This is a genomic window from Synechococcus sp. CCY9201 (assembly GCF_034931105.1).
Classification (GTDB): domain Bacteria; phylum Cyanobacteriota; class Cyanobacteriia; order PCC-6307; family Cyanobiaceae; genus CBW1002.
Genome location: NZ_JAYGIC010000065.1, coordinates 49,028 through 68,838, shown reverse-complemented (window position 1 = coordinate 68,838; position 19,811 = coordinate 49,028). Strand labels below are relative to the sequence as shown.

At 59.0% G+C, this 19,811-nt stretch carries 22 protein-coding genes; 9 read left to right on the top strand and 13 right to left on the bottom strand.

Annotated elements, in window-relative coordinates; all coding sequences use genetic code 11:
• Positions 1 to 626, bottom strand: a 626-nt coding sequence (locus VB716_RS06665; RefSeq protein WP_323270066.1) for a transposase, incomplete at its 3' end; no start/stop codon positions are given.
• A gap of 203 nt (positions 627 to 829) precedes the next feature.
• Between VB716_RS06665 and VB716_RS06660 the strand changes: the two genes are divergently transcribed.
• From VB716_RS06660 to VB716_RS06645, 4 genes are all read left to right on the top strand, one after another.
• On the top strand, positions 830 to 1,087 hold the full coding sequence (locus VB716_RS06660) for a hypothetical protein (protein ID WP_323270065.1): 258 nt from the start codon (positions 830 to 832) through the stop codon (positions 1,085 to 1,087).
• A 444-nt stretch (positions 1,088 to 1,531) separates the two neighbouring features.
• Positions 1,532 to 1,720 (top strand): hypothetical protein, encoded by a 189-nt coding sequence (locus VB716_RS06655; protein ID WP_323270064.1) that lies wholly within the window; start codon positions 1,532 to 1,534, stop codon positions 1,718 to 1,720.
• Positions 1,717 to 1,974 (top strand): sodium-independent anion transporter, encoded by a 258-nt coding sequence (locus tag VB716_RS06650; protein WP_323270063.1) that lies wholly within the window; start codon positions 1,717 to 1,719, stop codon positions 1,972 to 1,974. The genes VB716_RS06655 and VB716_RS06650 overlap by 4 nt, the downstream gene beginning before the upstream one ends.
• Positions 1,975 to 2,108: 134 nt before the next feature.
• Entirely contained in the window at positions 2,109 to 3,026 is a 918-nt protein-coding gene (locus VB716_RS06645) for a polyphosphate kinase 2 family protein (RefSeq protein ID WP_323270062.1), read from the top strand.
• A gap of 114 nt (positions 3,027 to 3,140) precedes the next feature.
• Here the strand turns inward: VB716_RS06645 and VB716_RS06640 are convergent, their stop codons facing one another.
• Both VB716_RS06640 and acs read right to left on the bottom strand, forming a co-directional pair.
• Positions 3,141 to 3,689, bottom strand: a complete 549-nt coding sequence (locus VB716_RS06640; RefSeq protein ID WP_323270061.1) for a hypothetical protein — start codon at positions 3,687 to 3,689, stop codon at positions 3,141 to 3,143.
• A 47-nt stretch (positions 3,690 to 3,736) separates the two neighbouring features.
• Positions 3,737 to 5,704: an acetate--CoA ligase gene (acs, locus tag VB716_RS06635; protein WP_323270060.1), complete on the bottom strand. Its 1,968-nt coding sequence runs from the start codon at positions 5,702 to 5,704 to the stop codon at positions 3,737 to 3,739.
• Positions 5,705 to 5,854: 150 nt separating this feature from the next.
• Here acs and VB716_RS06630 point away from each other — a divergent pair, with 150 nt between their 5' ends.
• Positions 5,855 to 6,496 carry an HAD family phosphatase gene (locus VB716_RS06630; RefSeq protein ID WP_322757043.1) on the top strand — a complete coding sequence of 214 codons (642 nt, stop codon included), beginning with the start codon at positions 5,855 to 5,857 and terminating at the stop codon, positions 6,494 to 6,496.
• Positions 6,497 to 6,590: 94 nt separating this feature from the next.
• The gene (locus VB716_RS06625) at positions 6,591 to 7,040 is read left to right on the top strand and encodes a hypothetical protein (protein ID WP_323270059.1); all 450 of its coding nucleotides are present in this window, start codon (positions 6,591 to 6,593) and stop codon (positions 7,038 to 7,040) included.
• Between the two features lie 43 nt (positions 7,041 to 7,083).
• Here the strand turns inward: VB716_RS06625 and VB716_RS06620 are convergent, their stop codons facing one another.
• From VB716_RS06620 to VB716_RS06575, 10 genes are all read right to left on the bottom strand, one after another.
• A complete protein-coding gene (locus VB716_RS06620; protein ID WP_323270058.1) occupies positions 7,084 to 7,584 on the bottom strand; it encodes an ATP-binding protein in 501 nt (166 codons plus the stop codon).
• Between the two features lie 3 nt (positions 7,585 to 7,587).
• Positions 7,588 to 8,607, bottom strand: coding sequence for a sugar transferase (locus VB716_RS06615; protein WP_323270057.1), 1,020 nt, complete (start codon positions 8,605 to 8,607; stop codon positions 7,588 to 7,590).
• Positions 8,608 to 8,654: 47 nt separating this feature from the next.
• On the bottom strand, positions 8,655 to 9,134 hold the full coding sequence (locus VB716_RS06610) for a glycosyltransferase (protein ID WP_322757039.1): 480 nt from the start codon (positions 9,132 to 9,134) through the stop codon (positions 8,655 to 8,657).
• On the bottom strand, positions 9,131 to 9,607 hold the full coding sequence (locus tag VB716_RS06605) for a UDP-N-acetylglucosamine--LPS N-acetylglucosamine transferase (RefSeq protein ID WP_323270056.1): 477 nt from the start codon (positions 9,605 to 9,607) through the stop codon (positions 9,131 to 9,133). Before VB716_RS06605 ends, VB716_RS06610 begins: the two co-directional genes overlap by 4 nt.
• 3 nt (positions 9,608 to 9,610) lie before the next feature.
• Positions 9,611 to 10,699, bottom strand: coding sequence for a glycosyltransferase family 2 protein (locus tag VB716_RS06600; RefSeq protein ID WP_323270055.1), 1,089 nt, complete (start codon positions 10,697 to 10,699; stop codon positions 9,611 to 9,613).
• 42 nt (positions 10,700 to 10,741) lie between these two features.
• Positions 10,742 to 11,743, bottom strand: coding sequence for a glycosyltransferase family A protein (locus VB716_RS06595; RefSeq protein WP_323270054.1), 1,002 nt, complete (start codon positions 11,741 to 11,743; stop codon positions 10,742 to 10,744).
• Between the two features lie 6 nt (positions 11,744 to 11,749).
• Positions 11,750 to 11,944, bottom strand: coding sequence for a hypothetical protein (locus tag VB716_RS06590; protein WP_323270053.1), 195 nt, complete (start codon positions 11,942 to 11,944; stop codon positions 11,750 to 11,752).
• A complete protein-coding gene (locus VB716_RS06585; RefSeq protein WP_323270052.1) occupies positions 11,941 to 12,855 on the bottom strand; it encodes a glycosyltransferase family 4 protein in 915 nt (304 codons plus the stop codon). Before VB716_RS06585 ends, VB716_RS06590 begins: the two co-directional genes overlap by 4 nt.
• A gap of 355 nt (positions 12,856 to 13,210) precedes the next feature.
• Positions 13,211 to 14,485: a lipopolysaccharide biosynthesis protein gene (locus VB716_RS06580; protein ID WP_323270051.1), complete on the bottom strand. Its 1,275-nt coding sequence runs from the start codon at positions 14,483 to 14,485 to the stop codon at positions 13,211 to 13,213.
• A gap of 41 nt (positions 14,486 to 14,526) precedes the next feature.
• Positions 14,527 to 15,333: a hypothetical protein gene (locus tag VB716_RS06575; protein ID WP_323270050.1), complete on the bottom strand. Its 807-nt coding sequence runs from the start codon at positions 15,331 to 15,333 to the stop codon at positions 14,527 to 14,529.
• A gap of 491 nt (positions 15,334 to 15,824) precedes the next feature.
• Between VB716_RS06575 and VB716_RS06570 the strand changes: the two genes are divergently transcribed.
• The 3 genes from VB716_RS06570 to VB716_RS06560 all read left to right on the top strand — a co-directional run bounded on the left by VB716_RS06570 (position 15,825) and on the right by VB716_RS06560 (position 19,749).
• The gene (locus VB716_RS06570; RefSeq protein WP_323270049.1) at positions 15,825 to 16,832 is read left to right on the top strand and encodes a polysaccharide biosynthesis/export family protein; all 1,008 of its coding nucleotides are present in this window, start codon (positions 15,825 to 15,827) and stop codon (positions 16,830 to 16,832) included.
• 193 nt (positions 16,833 to 17,025) lie between these two features.
• Entirely contained in the window at positions 17,026 to 18,351 is a 1,326-nt protein-coding gene (locus VB716_RS06565; protein ID WP_323270048.1) for a hypothetical protein, read from the top strand.
• 15 nt (positions 18,352 to 18,366) lie between these two features.
• Positions 18,367 to 19,749, top strand: a complete 1,383-nt coding sequence (locus VB716_RS06560; RefSeq protein WP_323270047.1) for an O-antigen ligase domain-containing protein — start codon at positions 18,367 to 18,369, stop codon at positions 19,747 to 19,749.
• The last annotated feature ends 62 nt before the right edge of the window (positions 19,750 to 19,811 follow it).

Sequence of the window (19,811 nt, the reverse complement as noted above, 5' to 3'; positions counted from 1 at the left end):
TCGCTGCCGCGTTTGCCCTTGCCGTAGCGGCCATCCTCCTGGGCGTCGAGGATCTCGGCCTTGCGCAGCAGCTCCCTGATCTCCTGCTCCAACTGCTCCTCGGATTTGAGCATCCGCTGGTGGCTCAACTGCTTCGCAGAAGCCGAGGGCTTCGCCTTGTGTTTGGAGGCATTGGCCTTCACCTTGGTGCCATCCAGCGCCACCTGACCCAGGCTCACCATGCCGGCCTTCTGACACAGGCGCAGGATCTGCACAAACAGCTCCTCCAGGGCTCCAAGATGGCGGCGGCGGAAGTCGCTGATGCGGCTGTGGTCCGGCTGCTGGTTACCGGTCAGCACGCGGAAAGCCGCATCCTCATGGCAGGCCCGTTCGATCTTGCGAGACGAGGCAATACCGATGCAATAGGCGTACAGCAACAGCAGCGTCAGCATCCTGGGGTCATACCCCTTCTCACCGCGGGCATCCTTCTGCCGGGCGGGAGACATGATCAGCGCAAAGTCCAGTTCCTCCACCAGCTCCAGCAGGAAGAACACCAGGTGATCACTCGGCAGCCAGTCGATCGGCGACGGTGGCATCAAGCTGGTCTGTCCCGGGGTCCAGGGCCGGAAGGTCTTGGGCTTGCTCATGCCCCATATTATCGACCAGATCCATTGAAGCCACTGAGATCTGGGCAGATTCAGGGGCGTCTGTGGAGCATGCGGGCGGTGATCTATGCGCGACAGGCTCCTAGGGCAGGCCCTGGACATTGGCCTCAGGATCGGTGACTCAGTTCATCGGATTCCACGTCATGATTGACCACAATCCTTGAATACGGAAGATTCTCTTATCCTTGGCGGCAACGGTGATGGCGTTGCCGCCGGCAGTTGCCGACGCGGCTCCCTACGGCACCTGGCTGTCCCAGCCTCAGATCTGGTTTCATTCCACCAAGGGCAGCCTGAGCCAGGTCATGGCCCAGATCCGTAGCGAACACTATCAAGTTGTCATTCTGGATTATCGAAAAGTATCGGATTCCATGCAACAGGAGGTTGCGCGGGAAGCACTTCAGGCTCACGGCATTCAGGTGGAGCACCATTGTTGCCAGCTATAGACAGCCTGACTTCTACATGTTCCGCAGGGCCTTTGCCAATCCATTTCTCTGCAGCATCCAAACTTTTGAGGAGGGGCTGACTCCCCGTGGTGGGTGCTATCAACTGGATTTGTAGTGCTTTACGCCTCAGGCGCTCCACAGGTGTCAAGCTCGCGGATCAGATGGGCGCCGTCGTGAGTTTATCCACGCCGAACACCCTGGGTTTTCAGTCAGTACTCGGTGGGCGACGATTCAATACGTTTCTCTGGCCTGGCTTGAAGGACTGAAAAACTCAGCAGAGAGCTGAACAGTGAGCTGAACCGGAGAGTTCAGCTGAAATGAAGTGCTGATGCAACTGAACCTGGATTCCGGTCGGGCCCTGCTGGTGGCCGTTGTTCAGAATGGCCTTGCCCGGATGTTCCACCGCTTCCACCCCATTCTCGATTCCACCATCGCCGCCACTGCGTGACATCCCTGCTTCAACGGCTGCCGCGATCAGCTGGATTGCTGCCGCTGCAGCGTCATCAGCTGGCCACCGATGTGCTGGCTTCGCCTGGGATTCTGGCCTACCGCTTCGAGGCCAATCTGTTCTATGCCAATGCCAATCGCTTCACTCAGGAATTGATGGCGATCACCAGTCACCGGATGCCGTGATCCGCGGCCTGGTGGTGGATGCCTCCGGCATTGATGACATCGACTACTCCGCTGCCAAGGCCCTGCTGGAACTGCGTGACCATCTCCGCCAGACAGGGATCGAGTTTGCCCTGGTCACCAGTTCCACGGCCATGTTGGAGGAGCTGCACCGATTTGGCATGGGGATCGGGACTGGAGACAACAGTGTTGGCATCTTTGCGACAATGAAGCAAGCCATTCACGCACTATCTGCACATCTTTACCCAATGACCTGACCTTCTGCGATGCCTGTCAGGGCTGCCGTTCGCTTCGAGATCTGAATCAACAATAACTTTGTGGCTCTGCTCGATGGAGATCGTCCGCAACTACCATAGGTTGGAGATCAGGAGTGATTGGAACCAAGCCCACCATGAACAAAGATCAGAAGGCACTGATCCAGCGAGCCAAGGATTTCGCCAAGCCCTTCCGCGTCGCAGACGGAGAGTCGTTCCGGCTCAGGGATGTTGACCCCGGTGACACGCTCCATTTCGACCAGGAAGACAAACCCCAGGCCAAGGAAGCTCTGGCCCTGGGCGTTGAGCTGCTGGCGGCGTTTCAGGACATGCTCTATGCCCAGGACCGCTGGGCTCTGTTGCTGGCCTTTCAGGCCATGGATGCTGCCGGCAAGGACGGCACCATCAAGCATGTGATGAGCGGGGTCAACCCCCAGGGTTGTCAGGTCAGCAGCTTCAAGGCGCCTTCATCTGTAGACCTGGATCACGACTTTCTCTGGCGCTGTAATCTCGCCCTGCCAGAGCGGGGGCGAATCGGCATCTTCAATCGTAGCTACTATGAGGAGACGCTGGTGGTGCGTGTCCATCCTGAGCTTCTGCATCAACAAACACTGCCGGAGCCGTTGATGGGCAAGGACATCTGGAAAGAGAGATTCCGCGATATCCGACACTACGAACAATATCTCTCCAATAATGGTGTGGTTGTGCGCAAGTTTTTCTTGCATCTCTCAAAAAAGGAACAGAAGAAACGCTTTCTTGAGCGGCTTGAGACTCCCGAAAAGAACTGGAAGTTCTCGGCCAATGATATCAAGGAGCGCGCCTACTGGGACGACTACATGAATGCCTACGAGGACATGATCCGAAACACCGCAACCAAGGTTGCCCCATGGTATGTCGTGCCAGCTGACAACAAGTGGTTCACGCGGATCGTGGTGGCGGCAGCCATCATTGAGACTCTGGATTCATTGGATCTGAAGTATCCTGTGATCACTGAAGAGGCTCGTCAGCATCTCGAGGCCGCCAAGCAGCAACTGCTCAATGAAGATAAAGCCTGACTCTGAATCTGAATCTGCTGGCCAGCCTCTTGAGATACTGTCTTCAACCATGGAGTTGAATCTCGGGCCCTGGTTCGATCCGATTGCTGGGTTGCCCAGTTGTCCAGACTCTGCTTAGCCTTTGGAGTCCATATCGATCTTTGACTTCAACCGTTCCAGTTCTTCCCTCATCTCCTCGATCACCTGTCTGGAGTTGTCGATATTGCGGTCCACGCGACCGCGCTCTTCATCCTGGTAGTTGCGTAACGACTTGAGCATCAGCCCAGCTCCCCCTCCAATCATGAAGACCATGGCGATCAGGCTCCAGAGGCTGGCTGGTCTGAAGCTGAACAGGAGGCTCTGCAGTACGGCAGCTCCAATCGCGGCTGAGGATGTCCAGATCAGGAACCAGCCCAGTTTGCGGTAGACATCCGCCAGCAGGAAGACAACTCCAGTTCCAAAGGGGATCATCAGCAGGCCGAATCCCTGGCCACTCCCAAATGCAAAGAGCCCACCAAAGAAGGATCCACCTCCCCGGTTCCATCCGCGCCCCGAGTGAATGCCAAAGCCGATCCCGGTGCTGGAACCCACGATCACCTGATTGGTGAACAGAAAGATCCCGGCTGCAAACAGAGCACTGCCAATCAGGAACAGGAAAAAGTCCTGGACGGGCTTTCGGGTCATGGATCGTCTCGTTTTCCTGGATGGAGCGCCTGGTTGGTGACCATGCTTCAGACTCTCAGCTGATCCAGCACCGAACGATCTTCCAGGGTTGAGGTGTCGCCGCTCACCTCTTCACCGGCAGCCAGGGCCCGCAGAATCCGGCGCATGATCTTGCCACTGCGGGTCTTGGGCAGGGCATCGGTGAAGCGGATCTCATCGGGTCGGGCGATCGGTCCGATCTCTTTCCCCACATGGGCGCGCAGCTCGGCGATCAGGGACTCCTCGCCCTCTTGGCCGGCATCGAGGGTCACGAAGGCGACGATGCCTTCGCCCTTGAGCTCGTCGGGTCGACCCACCACTGCCGACTCGGCCACGGCCGGATGGCTGACCAGAGCCGATTCGATTTCCATCGTGCCCAGACGGTGGCCCGAGACATTGATCACGTCGTCGACCCGGCCCATCACCCAGTAGTAGCCATCGGCATCGCGACGGGCGCCATCACCGGCGAAATAGAGCCAGCTGCCATCGGCTGGACGGATGTGCTCCCAATAGCTCTTGCGGAAGCGCTGCGGATCGCCATGCACTGTGCGCATCATCCCGGGCCAGGGACGACGCACCGCCAGATATCCGCCCTGATCCGGTCCCTGGGAGTTGCCCTCCAGATCCACCACATCGGCTGCGATGCCCGGCAGGGGCAGGGTGCAGGAGCCCGGCTTGGTGGGGATGGCGCCCGGCAGGGGGCTGATCATCACGCCGCCGGTCTCGGTCTGCCACCAGGTGTCCACCACCGGGCAGCGGTCGCCGCCGATCACATCCCGATACCACATCCAGGCCTCGGGGTTGATCGGCTCCCCCACGCTGCCAAGGATCCTGAGGCTGCTCATGTCGTACTGGTCGGGCACAGTCCGGCCGTTTTTCATGAAGGCGCGGATGGCGGTGGGTGCGGTGTAGAAGATCGACACCCTGTGCTTCTGGATCACCTCCCAGAAGGCTCCTGGTTTGGAGGGCCGTGGTGCGCCCTCGTACATCACGGTGGTGGCGCCATTGGAAAGGGGGCCGTAGACGATGTAGGTATGGCCTGTGATCCAGCCCACATCCGCCGTGCACCAATGGATGTCGTTCTCGCGCAGATCAAAGATCCACTGGAAGGTGAGATGGGCCCAGAGGTTGTAGCCGGCGGTGGTGTGCACCACCCCTTTCGGTTTGCCCGTGGATCCTGAGGTGTAGAGCACGAACAGGCGGTCTTCACTGGCCATCGGCTCAGCGGGGCAATCGCTGCTCTGGCCCTCGACCAGCTCGTGCCACCACTGATCGCGGCCGGAGGTCATCGCCACCTCCTGGTTGGTGCGCTGCACCACCAGCACCTGTTCCACGCTCGGGCAGGCGCCACCGGCCAGGGCCTGATCCACCGCTGGCTTGAGGGCTACGGCCTTGTCCTTGCGGAAGCCGCCATCGGCGGTGATCACCGCCTTGGCGGCGCCATCGTTGAGCCGATCCCGCAGGGCATCGGCGGAGAAGCCGCCGAACACCACCGAATGGGGGGCGCCGATGCGGGCGCAGGCCAGCATGGCGATCGCCGCCTCCGGCACCATCGGCATGTACAGGGCCACCAGATCGCCCTTGCCGATGCCGAGCGCCTTGAGCGCATTGGCCGCCTGGCACACCGCGGCGTGCAGCTGCCGGTAGGTGAAGCGCCGCTCATCGCCTGGCTCTCCCTCCCAGATCAGGGCTGTCTTGTCGGCTCGGGGGCCCTCCAGGTGCCGATCGAGGCAGTTGAAGCTGAGGTTTGTGGTGCCCCCCTCAAACCAGCGGGCGAAGGGAGGGTTGCTCCAGTCGAGCACCGTGTCGAAGGGCTCGAACCAGTGCAGGTGCTGGCGTGCCTGCTCACCCCAGAAGGCATCGGGATCGGCTTCGATGCGTGCCACCAGGGCCTGGTAGGCCTCCATGCTGCCGATGGCGGCGGAAGCGGCCAGCTCCGCTGGCGGCGCGAACACCCGCCCCTCCTGGAGCACGGATTCGATCGTGGTTTCGCCCATCGCAACCAACCTGCCGGCCAGATGGCATTCAAGCGAGGCGCCCCGGACGGCGGCTGTGGGGTGACACGCTTGTTCAAGTGTGCAGGTCCAGGCTGCGGGGCTGCGGGGCTGCGGCTGCAGTGAAGCATCCTCAGGCGCGAGGATGCGCTGATGCCTCCCCCTGCCGCCTGCCTGTTCGACCTGGATGGTCTCCTGCTCGATACCGAGCCCCTGCATGGCCGGGCCTGGCGCGAGGCGGCCTGCCATTTCGGTGGGGATCTCACCGAGGCCCAGCTGCTCGATCTGCGGGGTCGGCGGCGCCTCGATTGCGCGGAGCAGGTGCGGAGCTTGCTGCCGGGGTCTGTGAGTGTGGAGGCTTTGCTGGCGGTGCGCCAGCCGATTGCGGAAGCCCTGCTGGGCCAGGCCCTGCCGATGGCCGGTGCCCCCGAACTGGTGCAACGCTGCCACCAGCTCGGCATCCCCATGGCCCTGGCCACCAGCAGTGCAGAGGCCTCTGTGGCGATCAAGGCCGCTCCCCATCCCTGGCTCTCACTGATTGTGGAGCGGGTGTATGGGGACGATCCGGAGCTGCGCCAGGGCAAACCGGCACCGGACATCTTCCAGCTGGCTGCCCAACGCCTGGGGGTGAACCCAGGCGACTGCTGGGCCTTTGAAGACTCCCAGGCCGGTTGTCGCTCGGCCCTGGCGGCTGGCTGCCACGTGCACGTTCTCGTGCCACCGGGATCCGCCTGCACGGCTTACCCTGCCGGCGTGGTGTGCCTGACGTCCCTGGAGCAGGTCCATCTGTCCTGAGCGTTCTCTGTCGCGGCTCCTGCCACAGCTGGCCGCTCTGATGATGGTCGGGTCCTGCGGGCTGGGCCCGACGTCGTTTTTCCCTCTTCGCGCTGTGAAGCTGCCCTCGGCTCCTCCTGATCTGCAGGTGCGCGGCACACTCTTCACCACCCATCATGATCGGGTGTCGCCCGCCTGTTCCTGGCGTTTCTGGTATCTGCAGCACAGCAAGAAGGTGTGGTTCCGGGTGCCGGATTCGGAGCAGGTCCGGCAGAAGCGTCCCGTGTTCACCTATCAGGGCAGTCCGATCCTGCATGTGAGCGAAGTTGGAGCCGCTCGGGGGCGCCACGTCTACGCCGGTCGACCTCCGGTGGTCTGGGGTGATTCCGTGGGCTATGGCTGGGCCAGGGGTCCGCAGGACACCAACCTCTTTCTGGAACTCTGGACACGCTGGACCTGGCTGCATCCAGAGGCCTGTGGCCGGCCAGACTGGTTCCGCGTTGATCTGTTCGCTCCACCGGCTGGTCCCGATGCCAATTCAGGGCATTCAGCTCACCGGGGCTGAGCTCAGGCGTTCTCAGCCCAGGCGTTCGTCATCGCAGGCAGTCTCAGTCCAGGGGGTGCTCCAGCACCAGCACATTGCCGCCGTCGGGAAGTCCGTCGTAGCGGATGGACCAGCCGAAATCCTGCTGCAGTTTGCGCAGCATGATCAGGCCCCAGTGAGCATCCCGCATCGGCAGGATCGGCAGGCCGTCGTCATCGAGGCTGGGAAGATCCTCTGAGCCATCATCAGAGTCGGCCCCCTCCTCCGGTTCGCTCCAGGCCGCTTCCATGTCAAACGGATCGCCCTGATCGTGGATGCAGAGCCGTAGGGTGCCGCTAGTGCAATCCAGGCGCACCACCACCTCCGGTGGCGGCACGAGGGTGGCATGGGCGTGACGCACCGCATTGGTGAAGGCCTCCACCAGGGCTGTCTGTGCCTGGATCCACACCATGGGATCCACCCCGGCGGGCTGTTGTTGCTCGAACCAGTCGAGCAGCTCAGCAATGGCATCGAGGTGGCTGGCGAAGCGACGCTCGCGATCGCCGCCGGGGCCTGGTAGATCCATGGATCAGGCGGCTCCGGAACGCTTGCTGAAGATCACCAGGAAGGTGCGCACGATCAGCTTGAGGTCATAGGCCAGGCTCCAGTTCTCCTGATAGCGCAGATCCATCTTGATCACGTCTTCGAAGTCGAGAACCTTGGAGCGGCCGTTCACCTGCCATTCGCCCGACAGCCCCGGTCGCACATCAAGCCGCTGCCAGTTGGGAACGGCGTAGCGATCCACCTCGTCTGCGGTGGGGGGTCGGGTACCGATCAGGCTCATGTCGCCGATCACCACGTTCCAGAACTGGGGGATCTCATCGAGGCTGGTGCGGCGCAGGAAGCGACCGACCCGGGTGATGCGGGGGTCGTTCTTGTTCTTGAAGAAGGCGCCGCTGGCCTCGTTCTTCACCGTATCCCGCAGGGCTTCGGCATTCACCACCATCGAGCGGAACTTCCACAGGCGGAAGCGCCGCCCCATCCAGCCCAGCCGCACCTGGCTGAACAGGATCGGTCCGGGGCTGTCCAGCCGGATCGCCAGGGCAATGAAGGGGAACAGCAGGGCGGTGACCGCCAGCCCGATCAGCCCGCCCACGATGTCGATCAGGCGTTTCGGCACCGACCGCACCGAGGGATGGGTCACCGCCGGCCGCTCCTTGGTGTTCACCGCCTGGGCGGGGTTCACGGCCTCGGTGCCGGCGGTCAGCGGAATCGCCTTGTCCAGGCCCGCCAGCGACAGGGCCAGCGTCACCTGGGTGCCGGCACTCCAGGCCTCCACCGGCACCGAGCGTGATCGGGCCTGCTTGAGGTTGGTGATCAGGGAGCCGAGGCCGCTGCTGTCGATCAGATCGGTGCGGCTGAAATCGAGCACCACCCGGCGCGTCAGCGGGTGCTGGGGCAGCAGCTGCTCGAGGCACTGCCGAAAGGGCACCGCCTCCGCCACCGTGAACCGCCGCGGAAAGCCCAGCACCAGGGTGTCGCGGTGGGATGTCACCGTGACGCCACTGCGGGGAGTCTCCGAAGGGGCCTCAGGTGTGGTGCTGGCCATGGCAGTCGACGTGTCGTGATGAAGGTGTCGGTGTGACGGTGTTGCGGTTAATGGGCCGGGAAGCGCTCAGACAGCTGCCGGCAGACGCCCGTGGCGGCCGCCACCGAGAGATCGCTGATCGACACCTTGCGGGGATTGGCCAGGAAGCGCACCAGATCGGCCGGCCCCCAGGCGATCGGCACCCCCACCGATCCGAGGGCCTGGGCCAGTTCCACCTGGTGATCGTCCACGTGTTCGCGGTAACGCTGGCTGCGGGGCACCAGGATGAAGGGGGTGTCGAGGGTGTCGAGCAGCAGCACGGTGCCCTCACCGCAGTGGGCCACCACCAGCCGGGCCTGACGGATCAGATCCTGGAAATCCTGCTCCTTGAGGAAGCGATAGACCTTCGCCCCGGCCGGCAGAACGGTGCAGGTGCCGTATTGCACGACCACCTCCTCGCCCACCAGGTCTTCGCTGAGGAGATGGTCCAGCCAGTGCATCAAGCGCTCAAACGGGAACTTCTCGGTTCCCACGGTCACCAGAATCATGCGGATGCTCCTTCGATCGATGCGGCGTCCGCGGGGGTGATCAGCACGGCCCGGGGGTAGCGGGCCTGCAGCTGGGGCCAGTGCACATAAAGCACATCGAGAAAGGGCAGCACCAGCCGCGCCGAGAGGCTCAGGGTTTCGATGCGGGTGATCGATTCCACGAACACGGTCTGATGACCGAGCAGCTTGCCCAGAATCAGAAAGGGCACCGCCACGCCGGCGCCGGTGGAGAGGATCAGATCGGGCCGCTGCTGCCGCAGCACCGTCCAGGCCAGCAGGGCATTGCGCAGCAGGTTGGGCAGGTTGCGGTTGGTGGGGCTGTAAGCCCAGCTCACCTGTTCCCCGTCCAGGGCCTGCCGGGTGGTGGCGGTGTCGAAACTCACCCAGGTGCGCTGGTGGCGGCGCCAGAACGGCTCCAGCTGGAACAGCCCCTTGAAATGACCGCCGGAGGAGCAGACGAGCAGCAACTGCATGGTTCAGGTCCCCTGCGATTCAGAGCTGCCGGAGTGCCGGCTGGACTGCAGAGCGATCTTCAGACGCTGCATCAGCCCCGTGATCCGCATCATTGAGGTCTCCAGAAGCCTATAGAGGGCCTTTGGCAGCAGGGCTCCCAGGTAACCAGCTGCCAAGGTGATCAGGGTGCGCAGCGGTTCCTCCCGCAACAGAGCCGGATAGGTGCCCAGGGCCTGATGGCAGAGCTTGACGCCGAGGCGAGGCTGACCTTCACGGATCGATCGGCGGGCCAGATAGCGGAGCTGGTAGGCCCGGGCCCGTTGGCCGTAGCGCTGGATCAGGTCGGGGGCGTAGCCGGCGGTCTTGTCGAGGACCCGCTGCCAGCTGGCGAATTGCTTCTCGATGTTGGCCGAGAGGCCGCCGCTGCTGATCCGATACAGGGTGAGGGCCTCAGCGAGGCCTTCGATCGTCCACTGGGTCTGGAGGGAGATCCGCAGCCAGCATTCGATGTCTTCCGACTGGCGGAAGCTGTCGTCGAACCAGTAGCTCTCGGGGGTGCCATAGAGATTGGCCTCGAAGCGAATCCCGTCGAGCACTTCGCGGCGCATCACCACGCAGGAGCCATTGCTGATCGGATTGCGGCAGAGAATCAGTTCGGGGGTGATGTGCTGCAGCGGTGGCGTCTGGTAGATGCCGAGGGGCTGGCCCCGGTCGTCGATGAAGGCGGAACGGGAATAGCTCACCCCCACCGCCGGATTGGCCTGCAGGTGCTGCACATGCCGCTCGATCTTCTCGGGAAGCCAGAGATCGTCGCTGTCGAGAAAGGCCAGGATCGCCCCGCTGGCGTGGCGGATGCCGGTGTTGCGTGCCCCCGCCAGACCGCGATTCTTCTGCGGCACGATCCGGATGCGGGGATCTGCGTAGCTGTGGCAGATGGCCACTCCGTCGTCGGTGGAGCCGTCGTCCACCACCAGGATCTCGAGGTTGGTGTAGGTCTGGGCCAGCACCGAGTCCAGGCTGGCGGCCACGGTGCGGGCCGCGTTGTAGAGCGGCATCACCACCGACACGAGCGGCTGGGCTTCCGTCTGGGGGGGTGGGTCGGATCGGGGCACGACGGTGCTGGTGGATGGGGGACAGGTGCAGAAACGCGGTGGTCAGGAGCGCGAAACCGGACCGGCGCGGCTGGATCGGCTGCCCAGCCGCAGCCAACGCTGCAGGGTTGCAAGGATCTGGCGCACGAGCACGGCCACTGCCGTGAGTCCGGTGCGGCGGGGCTGGCGGATCAGCAGCGTCCAGTCGGAGCGGAGCGCACGGACCATGAAATCAGCCCCCAGGGCTGGATCCCCCTGCAGCCGCAGGGAACGGCGGGCCAGATAGCGGAGATGGACGGCCTGGGCCGCCGCGAAATGGCGCGCCACCAGCTGGGGTGCATAGCCACGGGCTTCGGTGATCAGGCGCAGCCAGCCCTGCTCCATCCGCTCCAGGCTGGCGGAGAGGCCACCGGCTGAGGTGCGGTAGTACGTGAGCACCCGATCGATCGGTTCGATCCGCCAGCGACCGTCGCAGGCCACCCGCAGCAGCCACTCGAGATCTTCCGAGTAGCTCATCCCCTCCACGAAACCTCCCACCGCCTCGAACACCTCCCGGCGCAGCACCCAGTTGGAGGTGGTGGTGGTGGGGTTTTCGCAGAGGAAATCGGCCGGGCTGAGGGGACCGCTGGGGTGGGAGGCGATCTTGCCGGTGGGTTGCCCTTCCGGGCTGAGAAATTCCACCCGGGCAAAACTCACTCCCAGGTCGGCATCGCTCTGGTGGCGCTCCACATGGCAGCGCAGTTTGTCCGGATGCCAGAGGTCGTCGGCATCGAGGAAGGCGATCAGGGGGGCGCGGCTGGCGGCCACACCCCGGTTGCGGGCGATCGAAACCCCGGCGTTGGCCTGGCGTAGCACCTGGATGCGGGGATCATCGCCGGCCATGGCGGTTGCAATGGCGGCGCTGTCATCGCTGGAGCCGTCGTCCAGCACGATCAGTTCCCAGTTGGTGAGGCTTTGCTGTTGCACCGATTGCAGGGTGTGGCGCAGCAGGGCTGAGCCGTTGTGGACTGGGATCACCACGGAAATCACCGGTCTGACCAGGCTCGCTGGAGGGCTGTGCGCCATGGCGGCTCAGGCGGCTCCTGCCGCGGCGGATGCCTGGCGGCGTTGCAGCAAGCGACGCCCCATCTGCGCCTGCAGCTCCATAGAGCGGAACAACATCGAGGAGGCGTTGGTGAATGGCAGCGACAAGCCCGAGAGGAAGACCAGGATCGGTACGACACCAACCGGCACCGAATGCAGCGACACCAGAGATATCTCGCTCATGAAAGCTCATCCAGTAGGTGGCTCCAGGAGCCCATGTAGTCACTCCAGGCACTGCGGGCGGAGCGTCGCCCCTCCTCCGACCATGAGCTTCGCTGCCGGTCAGTGCTGCTCAGCATGGCGTCAAGGGCGGCGGCCAGCACAGAGTCTGATTCCCCGTTCACCACCAGACCGCAGGAGCCATGCTGAGCGGATGCGCTTCCGTTCCTCGAACGCAACACCTGTTCAGGCAGTCCATCCACGTCGCTCACGATCACGGGCCTTCCTGCCGCCCGTGCCTCCAGACAGACATTCCCCCAGGGTTCCCAGCGGGATGGAATCACCACAGCATCGACCTGGGCCAGCAGGGCGGGGATGTCCTTGCGGGCTCCCAGGAGTTCGACCCTCGGATCGGCAGCAGCCAGTGCTTCAAGTTCCTGCTTCTGGGGTCCGTCGCCAACCAGTAGCAGCCGTAGACCGCCCCCAGGCAGATGGCGCAGGGCCCGCAGCAGCCGGTCGAAGCCCTTTTGAGGAGTGAGCCGCCCATAGGCCAACAGGGTGAGGGGGCGACCTAGTGCCGGGTCCGGTGCTGGAAGAACCAGGAAGTCGTCGACTGTCCGGGAGGAAAGCAGTACACGACTCCTGGAGGGTGAGATCAGATGGGCTGTCTCCAACCAGCTCCGCTGTGCGCGTGAGACGGCCACCACCTGTTCCATGGCGGCATAGGAGAGGCGCAGCATTGTGCGGAAGCGGAGTGTCGAGGGAACGTTGTGCCTCTCAAAACCTGCGCAGTAGTGGTGTTCAAACAGGATTTGTCTTCGTACCCGATGGCGGATCAGGCTTGGCAACCCCTTCCAGGAGCAGGCTTTGTGCCAGACCAACAGATCAGGATTCCAGTCCGCCAGGGTGCTGTTCAGTTCCCCCGGACCGGTCATTGCAAAGCTATGCCGTTCAGCCAACGGAGAATCTGCAAGCATCTCCAGGCTGGGCCGGATGCCGCAAATCTTGCCTGTTCCTCCAGTGGCGAGAATGTGCAGAACTTTCATGATGAGGAGCTAATCAGACTGATGACCGCCGATGAATACAGTTGCCTGTAGGGAGATCAAGGCTTGTATGAAAGCGTTTGGTGCCCGTGCATAGTCTCATGCAAACTGCGAAGGATCGTTCTGGGCAACCATCTGAAGGAAGATGAAACACTGGGGCCAACACCCTCGAACGTCCAGCGTAGAGAGCAGGGGCTTTCTGAACATGATGCTGGTCAGCTCTTATGGCCCGATCGGAAGCTCAGGGTCACGGGCTTTGGGTACGGGCTAAGTGTCTGAAGGCGATGCGAGAGGCATAGATCGTGAAAAGGGGCAGGCATAACCAGTGAGTGAGTAAAACGGCAATCGCAACACCAATCGCCTGCCAGTGAACCCCTATGAATAAAGCCACAGCAAAAACGGAGGTGAAAATAATATTCCAGTTTAAATCCCATTCCGTCTTGTCGATGGCGATTAGCAGCTGAGATGCAGCATCAGCGAAGGGGCGCGGAATGGCTGAAAGACAAATGATGATCAAAATGGGAATGGCGCTATCCCATCTTGTGCCGAATATGATAGGAACGTAGAATGGTGCCAGACTAGACTGCAAAAGCACAAGGGGTACAATTGCCGAACCCATTACTTTTAGGCTCTGAAAGTAGCGAGCTCTGAACCGTAAAAGATTATCGCGTGCCTCGCACAGATGAGACAAGACGGACGCTTTGGTAGCATTGATGATACCTAAGCTAATTCCAGCTCCTGCGTTGAAGGCAAAGTAGTAAACGCCTAGAGCATCAAGACTTAGGAATCGACCTACGATTAAATAGTCCAGATTGCTGCGCAGGGTCTGCAATAGTTCAACCCCTAAGATTGAGCCGCCAAAACCAATCAACTCTCTCCAATGTTTTGATGTGGGCTTTCCATGGGGTCTCCAAGGATGATTTTTTAGCATCACAACAAGCCAAATTGGAGCAACTAAAACCTTCGGGAGCACAATCGCCCAAAGACCTAAGCCTGAAATCGCAAGTAATGCCGACAGCACATTATCAGTAGAAACTTGAGCCAGCTGTGCCAAGGCAATGACTTTAAACCGACCCTCGCGCTGAATTAGGGATGCTTGAACCAGCCCAACTGGCATAATTAGCAAGACCAATCCCAGAACACAAATTGGTAATATCAGTCGTTGATCCTGATAAATCCAGCTGACTGCAAAGGCCGTTAGCACTTGGGCGCAAAACAGCCCTGCAAAAAGCAACCAATTCAACCAGTAAGCTTCACGTGATAACTTCTCTACGTGATCCGAATCAGCTTGGATTAGCTTAGTTCCAATTCCGTTTCGGGTAAAGACCAGGACAAACTCATTGATTGTCATCACCAAGGCAGCCAAGCCATAATCCGCTTTGGTCAGAAAACGAGCCAGAATAATGGTGGCCAAGAGCCGCGATATACGGATCATTGCCGTTGACCCACCTAGCCAACCTACGTTGCGCAAAAAGGGACTATCTGCAGCCTGTAGTTTTCCTTTAATCCATGAGATCGGCATTGACTTGATAGAAAAAAAGCATGAGTTTCTAGCGGTTAGAATTAGCTTAGATATCTTGCGTAAGGTGTATTGATTAAGGCCTGATGTAGCTCCTCATAATTCTCTATCAGATCATGCAAATTATCGGAGGAGAGCTTTCTCTGACGACTGGTTACGTCAATAGGATCAACACCAAGAAATTCAAAAGCTTGTCGTCGAAACCGAGCTTGAGACTCTTGTGAATCAAACAGTTCTTCATAGGAGATTCTGAGAAGATGGTCTGAATCAACATGGCTTAATAAGTGCTCACGCTGCTGCACTTCCTCTTCTGCATTGGCCAATACTGCTAAAACTTCGGAAATATTTACGTGAATTCTGGCTGTTTTGGCTCGGTCAACAATCTTACCATCTTGGGTCATTTCTGAAGATACAACTCGAGTTGTCCTCATGACCTCAAGAGATATGTGCTGTTTGAGGATATTCTGGCGATAAAGGTAAATGATATAAAGATCAGGATGAAGCCTAAAAAAATCCAATAAGTTATACTTTAGCAGGGTATGATGAAAATCTTTGATTCCAATGGAGCTGACCTGAGAGTACCATTTAAAGTGAACTGATTTTCGTCGCCTAAAGTTCTGATAAGCGTAATAAACTTGAGATAAATAGTAAAAAATCCGACTAGAGTAAATAAAGTCTAGATAAGCCATGGTTGGTGCTTTATTGGTTAGTGCCCGATAGATCTTATGAGGTTTAGTCCAGTCTCCCAAGACTTCTCCATAGTTAACCAGGCGGGGATGCTGATTAAATAGGTCTACTAAAAAATTGCTGCCGCTTCTTGCTTCGGTGTAGATAAAATGCTTCTTGACCATTTTAGGAGATAGCAATGAAACGCTATTGGCTAAGGTCGGGCGCGATGGGCCCGCCTTGCCTGCCTATCGGGGGAGGCTGATTCGGTCAGAGCATAGCGCACTCAATGAATAGTACAACTCTATTTCCTCATCGTCAATTTTGACCCGCGTCTTTGGATTGAGATAGGCGGCAGTCGCCAGATCTTTCACACGGATCTTGTCTTGTTGCTCCGCTATTCTAATCGACTGACTCATTGACGCAAGGAATTTTCGGTTGAGTAGGCTGATCTCCTCAATCATGACCCCGGTCTCTGGCGTCGCCGACCCAATCAGTCACTGACTACGCTAGAACGTTGTGGCCACAGGATGTCTGCGCTAATGTCTTGAGGCAATGAGCCTCGAGAAGATTCCGCAAATGACACATGTGCCCAAAGTCCACGGATCCTGACATTCATGCATAGCGTGTAGCTCGCATGCCGAGACGACTGATTCATCGCCTGATTCTGCTCTCGATGCTGTTCCTTCCGCTGGGCAGTGTGAAGGCGCTTCCCCTCTCGCCTGGCGATCGGGTGAAGGTCACCATTCCTGAGGGGGAGGAATTCAGCGGTATATTCGAGGTCAACCTTAACGGGGAATTGGAGCTCCCCTATATTCGAGGAATCTCGGTTGCGGGGCTTGAGCCATATCAACTTCAGGAGCGTATCTATCAAACTCTGGTTAGGGATGGCTATTTTCAGCCTTCCTATCTCCAGGTGAGTGTCAACGTGGTTCAGTGGGCTCCAGCAGAGGTGTTCGTCAGCGGTTCCACCTTCCAGCCCGGCCGCGTCTTGATCAATGAATGGACACCTTCTGAGCAGACAACCGTTCCAGTTGCCCAAGGAGGCCAGGGTGCTTTCAATCGCTTCTTATCCGTAGCGCTCCGTTCGGCTGGCGGAGTTCTACCAACAGCCAATGTGGCGGCGGTCGAGCTGATACGTGGTCAAGAGCGCCGAGTGCTCGATCTCAGTGGGGTCTTCACCGGTGAACCCTTTAAGGATATACCCCTGATCTCAGGGGACCGAGTCGTGGTTCACGATACGGGCCAGGAAAATCCCCTGATTGTCCGGCCGTCGCAGATCACGCCAGTGGGTGTGAAGATCTATATCTCCAATCTCACCGAACCAGCCAACAGTAACGCCACCTCGGCCATTGGTAGGGATGCTACTTCTTTCCCCTACGGATCCCGCTTTTCCCATGCTGTGGTTTCCGGTAACTGCGCCGGTGGCACAGTGCTGACCAATGCCTACCGTCGTGCCGTGCTGGTGAGGGTGGACGCCACCACGGGCAAGACCACCACCCTTGATAAGGGCGTGGAAGAGTTGTTACGCCGGTCCACCAGTAACGAGAACAACCCCTATCTCATGCCGACGGATGCCGTGGCCTGTTACGACTCGGCTGTTGTGAACTTCAGTGGTGTTCTTAGAATCTTGGATCAGATCATCACCCCTGGCGTTCTTCTGTACGACCGCATCATCCCCTGACCAGAACGTGGCTTTCCCTCCTCCTCGTTTGCCTGGTATTCCTACCCTGAGGATGCCCACTTTTGTTGGAAAGGGATCACGGCTGATCACTGATCAGCTCCGCAATATTCCTGGACTCCAGATGCCTCATCCTCGCCGATGGTGGGAGGGTCTCAGTCGTACGGACAAGCTGCGCTGGAGCAGATACATTTTGGTGAGTGCCAGTACGAATGGTGTGATCTGGGGCTCCAGCATTCTCTTCCTGACCCTTTCGAAGCCCGTTTACACCAGCTCGTGGGCATTGATCCTTCCTGGAAGTGTGAATGCTGTGAATGTGAATTTACCGGAGATTGGCCAGGCTTCTGCAACGAGTGGTTCTGGAGGTGGAGCCTCATCTACCTTTGATCCGCGTGCCAATTACGAATATATCTTTGCCAGTGAACAGGTGATCAGTCAGGCGGCAAAGAATGCCAAGCTGCCTTTGGATAAGTTTGATGAGCCAAGGATTAAAAATATCGATAATACTACGATCATGCAGATTGAGGTCACTGGCCCCTCACCGGAGGAGGCTCGCAAGAAGTCTTATGCCCTGTACGACGCCCTGAGGCAGAGGCTCAATGAGCTTCGCTCCAGTGAGATCAAGCAGCGGGAGGTTCCTACGCAAACGATCCTTCGGGAGTCGCAAGCCAAACTGGCTGCGGCACAAAGAAAAGTTTCAGCCTATAAGCTCAGCTCTGGAATCAATTCGCTTGAGCAAGTGGAGGCTCTTTCCACGAATATCGAGCAACTCCGTCGCGATCGCGCACAGTTTGCATCTCAGCAAGCTCAGGCGGAAGGTAAGGCAGAGAAGCTGAGTCGCAGCCTGGGCCTTACGGCTGCTGATGCTGCGGATGCCTTCAAGCTACAGGTAGATCAGATCTTTCAGCAGAATCTTAAGGACTATAGCGAAGCCACCGCGATCCTCAAGGTTGAGAGTTCAAAGTTCGGGCCGAACCACCCACGTATCCGCAAGGAGGTGAAGCGCCAGCAAGCTGCTCAGCAGGCTCTCCAGCGCCGTGCCCGTCAGTTGCTCGGTCGACCTCTGGCTGCCAACATTCTCAGTCGCTTGGCCCTATCGACAAGTGGATCCGGTCGTGACACTCTCTTCCAGTCTCTGGTGACGGACCAGTCCACCGCTACCGGTGCGGCAGCCCAGGTGCGCAAGCTCGATCAGCAGATTGCCTCTCTCGAGGGTCGATTGCGCTGGATGTCCCAACGGCAGTCAACCTTGGAAAGTCTGCTGCGAGACGAACAAATTGCTCAGGCTGTTTTTGCTTCAACTCTTGCAAAGATTGATCTGGGGCAAGGGGATCTGTTCGCGGCCTTTCCTCTAGTGCAGCTTGCCGTGGAGCCGAGCTTGCCGGAAAAACCCACTACTCCCAAGAAGGGGCTGGTGTTGGCTGGCTCGGCCTTCGGATCGATTCTCACCACGGTTGGGTTGTGGATTCTCTGGATCCGCAAGCCATGGATCAAACGGATCGCCAAATTCATCTCCACCTAAGCGGGGTTGGTATCGATGGGGATCCGATTCTGGAAACGACGTAGCGAGGAGACTCCCGATCTCCAGCCTGAGAACTGGCCGGAGAGATTGGTGTGGTGGTCAATTGTTACGACCTATCCGGTCTGGTTGATCGGAGGTCTCTATGTGGTGGGATCTGTTCTGGCCTGGTTGTTGCTTGGATGTCTGATCGTGATGATCCTTGCCAGGATTGACCATCCGGAAGAGTATGACGAGATTGTGATCTCGCCGGTGATTTGGCTCTGGATTATTGGAATGCTGTTTATGGAGGTTGCACTGATTGGTGGCCATGTGGATTTTAACCTTGGTACAGGGATGATCATCAAGTCGACGATCGGCTGGGCCAAGGGATGGGCGGGTCTTGCTCTTTATCCCCTGGCTGGTTGCCTAAAGATCCGCAGCGGAATCATCAGTAGGGCGGCCTGCATGGTTGGTTTGCACACTCTGATCATCGTGCCATTCCTTCTGATCACCCCATCTCTTCATCTTCCGGAAATCTTATATGTCTCGCCTCTGCGGGCAGTTGGCGGACCGGGCGATTCCTTCTTTGATGTTCCACTCTACGAAATCGATCACACCACTGGAGATCTCCGCTGGAGGCTGTTCACTCCTTGGGGGCCTGCCCTGGGTTTTGTGGGAAATGTCTACTTCATGATTTGCTTGCAGGAGAAGAATCGAAATTGGAAAATCTTAGGATTGGCGGGCTCAATCGTCATGTGTTTTGTGTGTAAATCTAGACTGGCCCAGGTCTGCATTATCCTGATTCCCGCAATTACTACCTTGATTGGTAGGATTCGGCGTCCGCTTACTCTGATCGGTCTTGGGATACTCTCCTATCTGGGTGGTATCCTTGCTCCGATGCTGCTGACGGCAGCTAGTAATTTCTGGGAAGATTTCAAGGGTGCGCGAGCTGACTCGACCCGCGTGCGTTTTGCTTTGAAACGGATCGCTTATCGGCGCTGGGAGGAGGAGGCACCCATCTGGGGCCATGGCATCGTCGAGTCTGGTCCGCATCTGGTTGAGTATATGCCGATCGGCTCTCATCACACCTGGGCTGGTGTCCTTTTCGTCAAGGGAATCGTAGGTTTCTTTGCTCTGGTGGTGCCAATGGCCGCCACAATCATCTCTCTGATTCTGCGTGCCTCCAGCCCCCGTTATCAGCTTGGAAAGGTCGGGCTGAGTATGATCGTGATTCTATTGATGTATACCTTTGGCGAAAATCTCGAGATACTTGTCTATCTCTACTGGCCTGGCATGGTCATCATGGGAATGGCCTTGCAGGAACAACCTTCGCCAATGCCTCACGCCATGGTTGTCGCTGCAGATGATTCGCCACCGCCTGCCACTGTTTCCCCCTTGTCCGAGTCGGTCGAAACGTGACCAGCCGCTGGGGGCTACCGCCTGATGTTGTCGATGTTGCGAAACTGGGTTTTCTGGCTCCG

Coding starts and splice junctions, on each gene's coding strand:
- VB716_RS06620 (WP_323270058.1), bottom strand. CDS start 7,584: ATGGATCTACCAGGCCCCGGCGGCGATCGCGAGCGTCGCTTCGCCAGC.
- VB716_RS06640 (WP_323270061.1), bottom strand. CDS start 3,689: ATGACCCGAAAGCCCGTCCAGGACTTTTTCCTGTTCCTGATTGGCAGT.
- VB716_RS06575 (WP_323270050.1), bottom strand. CDS start 15,333: ATGGTCAAGAAGCATTTTATCTACACCGAAGCAAGAAGCGGCAGCAAT.
- VB716_RS06570 (WP_323270049.1), top strand. CDS start 15,825: ATGCTGTTCCTTCCGCTGGGCAGTGTGAAGGCGCTTCCCCTCTCGCCT.
- VB716_RS06605 (WP_323270056.1), bottom strand. CDS start 9,607: ATGCAGTTGCTGCTCGTCTGCTCCTCCGGCGGTCATTTCAAGGGGCTG.
- VB716_RS06610 (WP_322757039.1), bottom strand. CDS start 9,134: ATGATTCTGGTGACCGTGGGAACCGAGAAGTTCCCGTTTGAGCGCTTG.
- VB716_RS06585 (WP_323270052.1), bottom strand. CDS start 12,855: ATGACCGGTCCGGGGGAACTGAACAGCACCCTGGCGGACTGGAATCCT.
- VB716_RS06645 (WP_323270062.1), top strand. CDS start 2,109: ATGAACAAAGATCAGAAGGCACTGATCCAGCGAGCCAAGGATTTCGCC.
- VB716_RS06615 (WP_323270057.1), bottom strand. CDS start 8,607: ATGGCCAGCACCACACCTGAGGCCCCTTCGGAGACTCCCCGCAGTGGC.
- VB716_RS06560 (WP_323270047.1), top strand. CDS start 18,367: ATGGGGATCCGATTCTGGAAACGACGTAGCGAGGAGACTCCCGATCTC.
- VB716_RS06590 (WP_323270053.1), bottom strand. CDS start 11,944: ATGAGCGAGATATCTCTGGTGTCGCTGCATTCGGTGCCGGTTGGTGTC.
- VB716_RS06580 (WP_323270051.1), bottom strand. CDS start 14,485: ATGCCGATCTCATGGATTAAAGGAAAACTACAGGCTGCAGATAGTCCC.
- VB716_RS06595 (WP_323270054.1), bottom strand. CDS start 11,743: ATGGCGCACAGCCCTCCAGCGAGCCTGGTCAGACCGGTGATTTCCGTG.
- acs (WP_323270060.1), bottom strand. CDS start 5,704: ATGGGCGAAACCACGATCGAATCCGTGCTCCAGGAGGGGCGGGTGTTC.
- VB716_RS06630 (WP_322757043.1), top strand. CDS start 5,855: ATGCCTCCCCCTGCCGCCTGCCTGTTCGACCTGGATGGTCTCCTGCTC.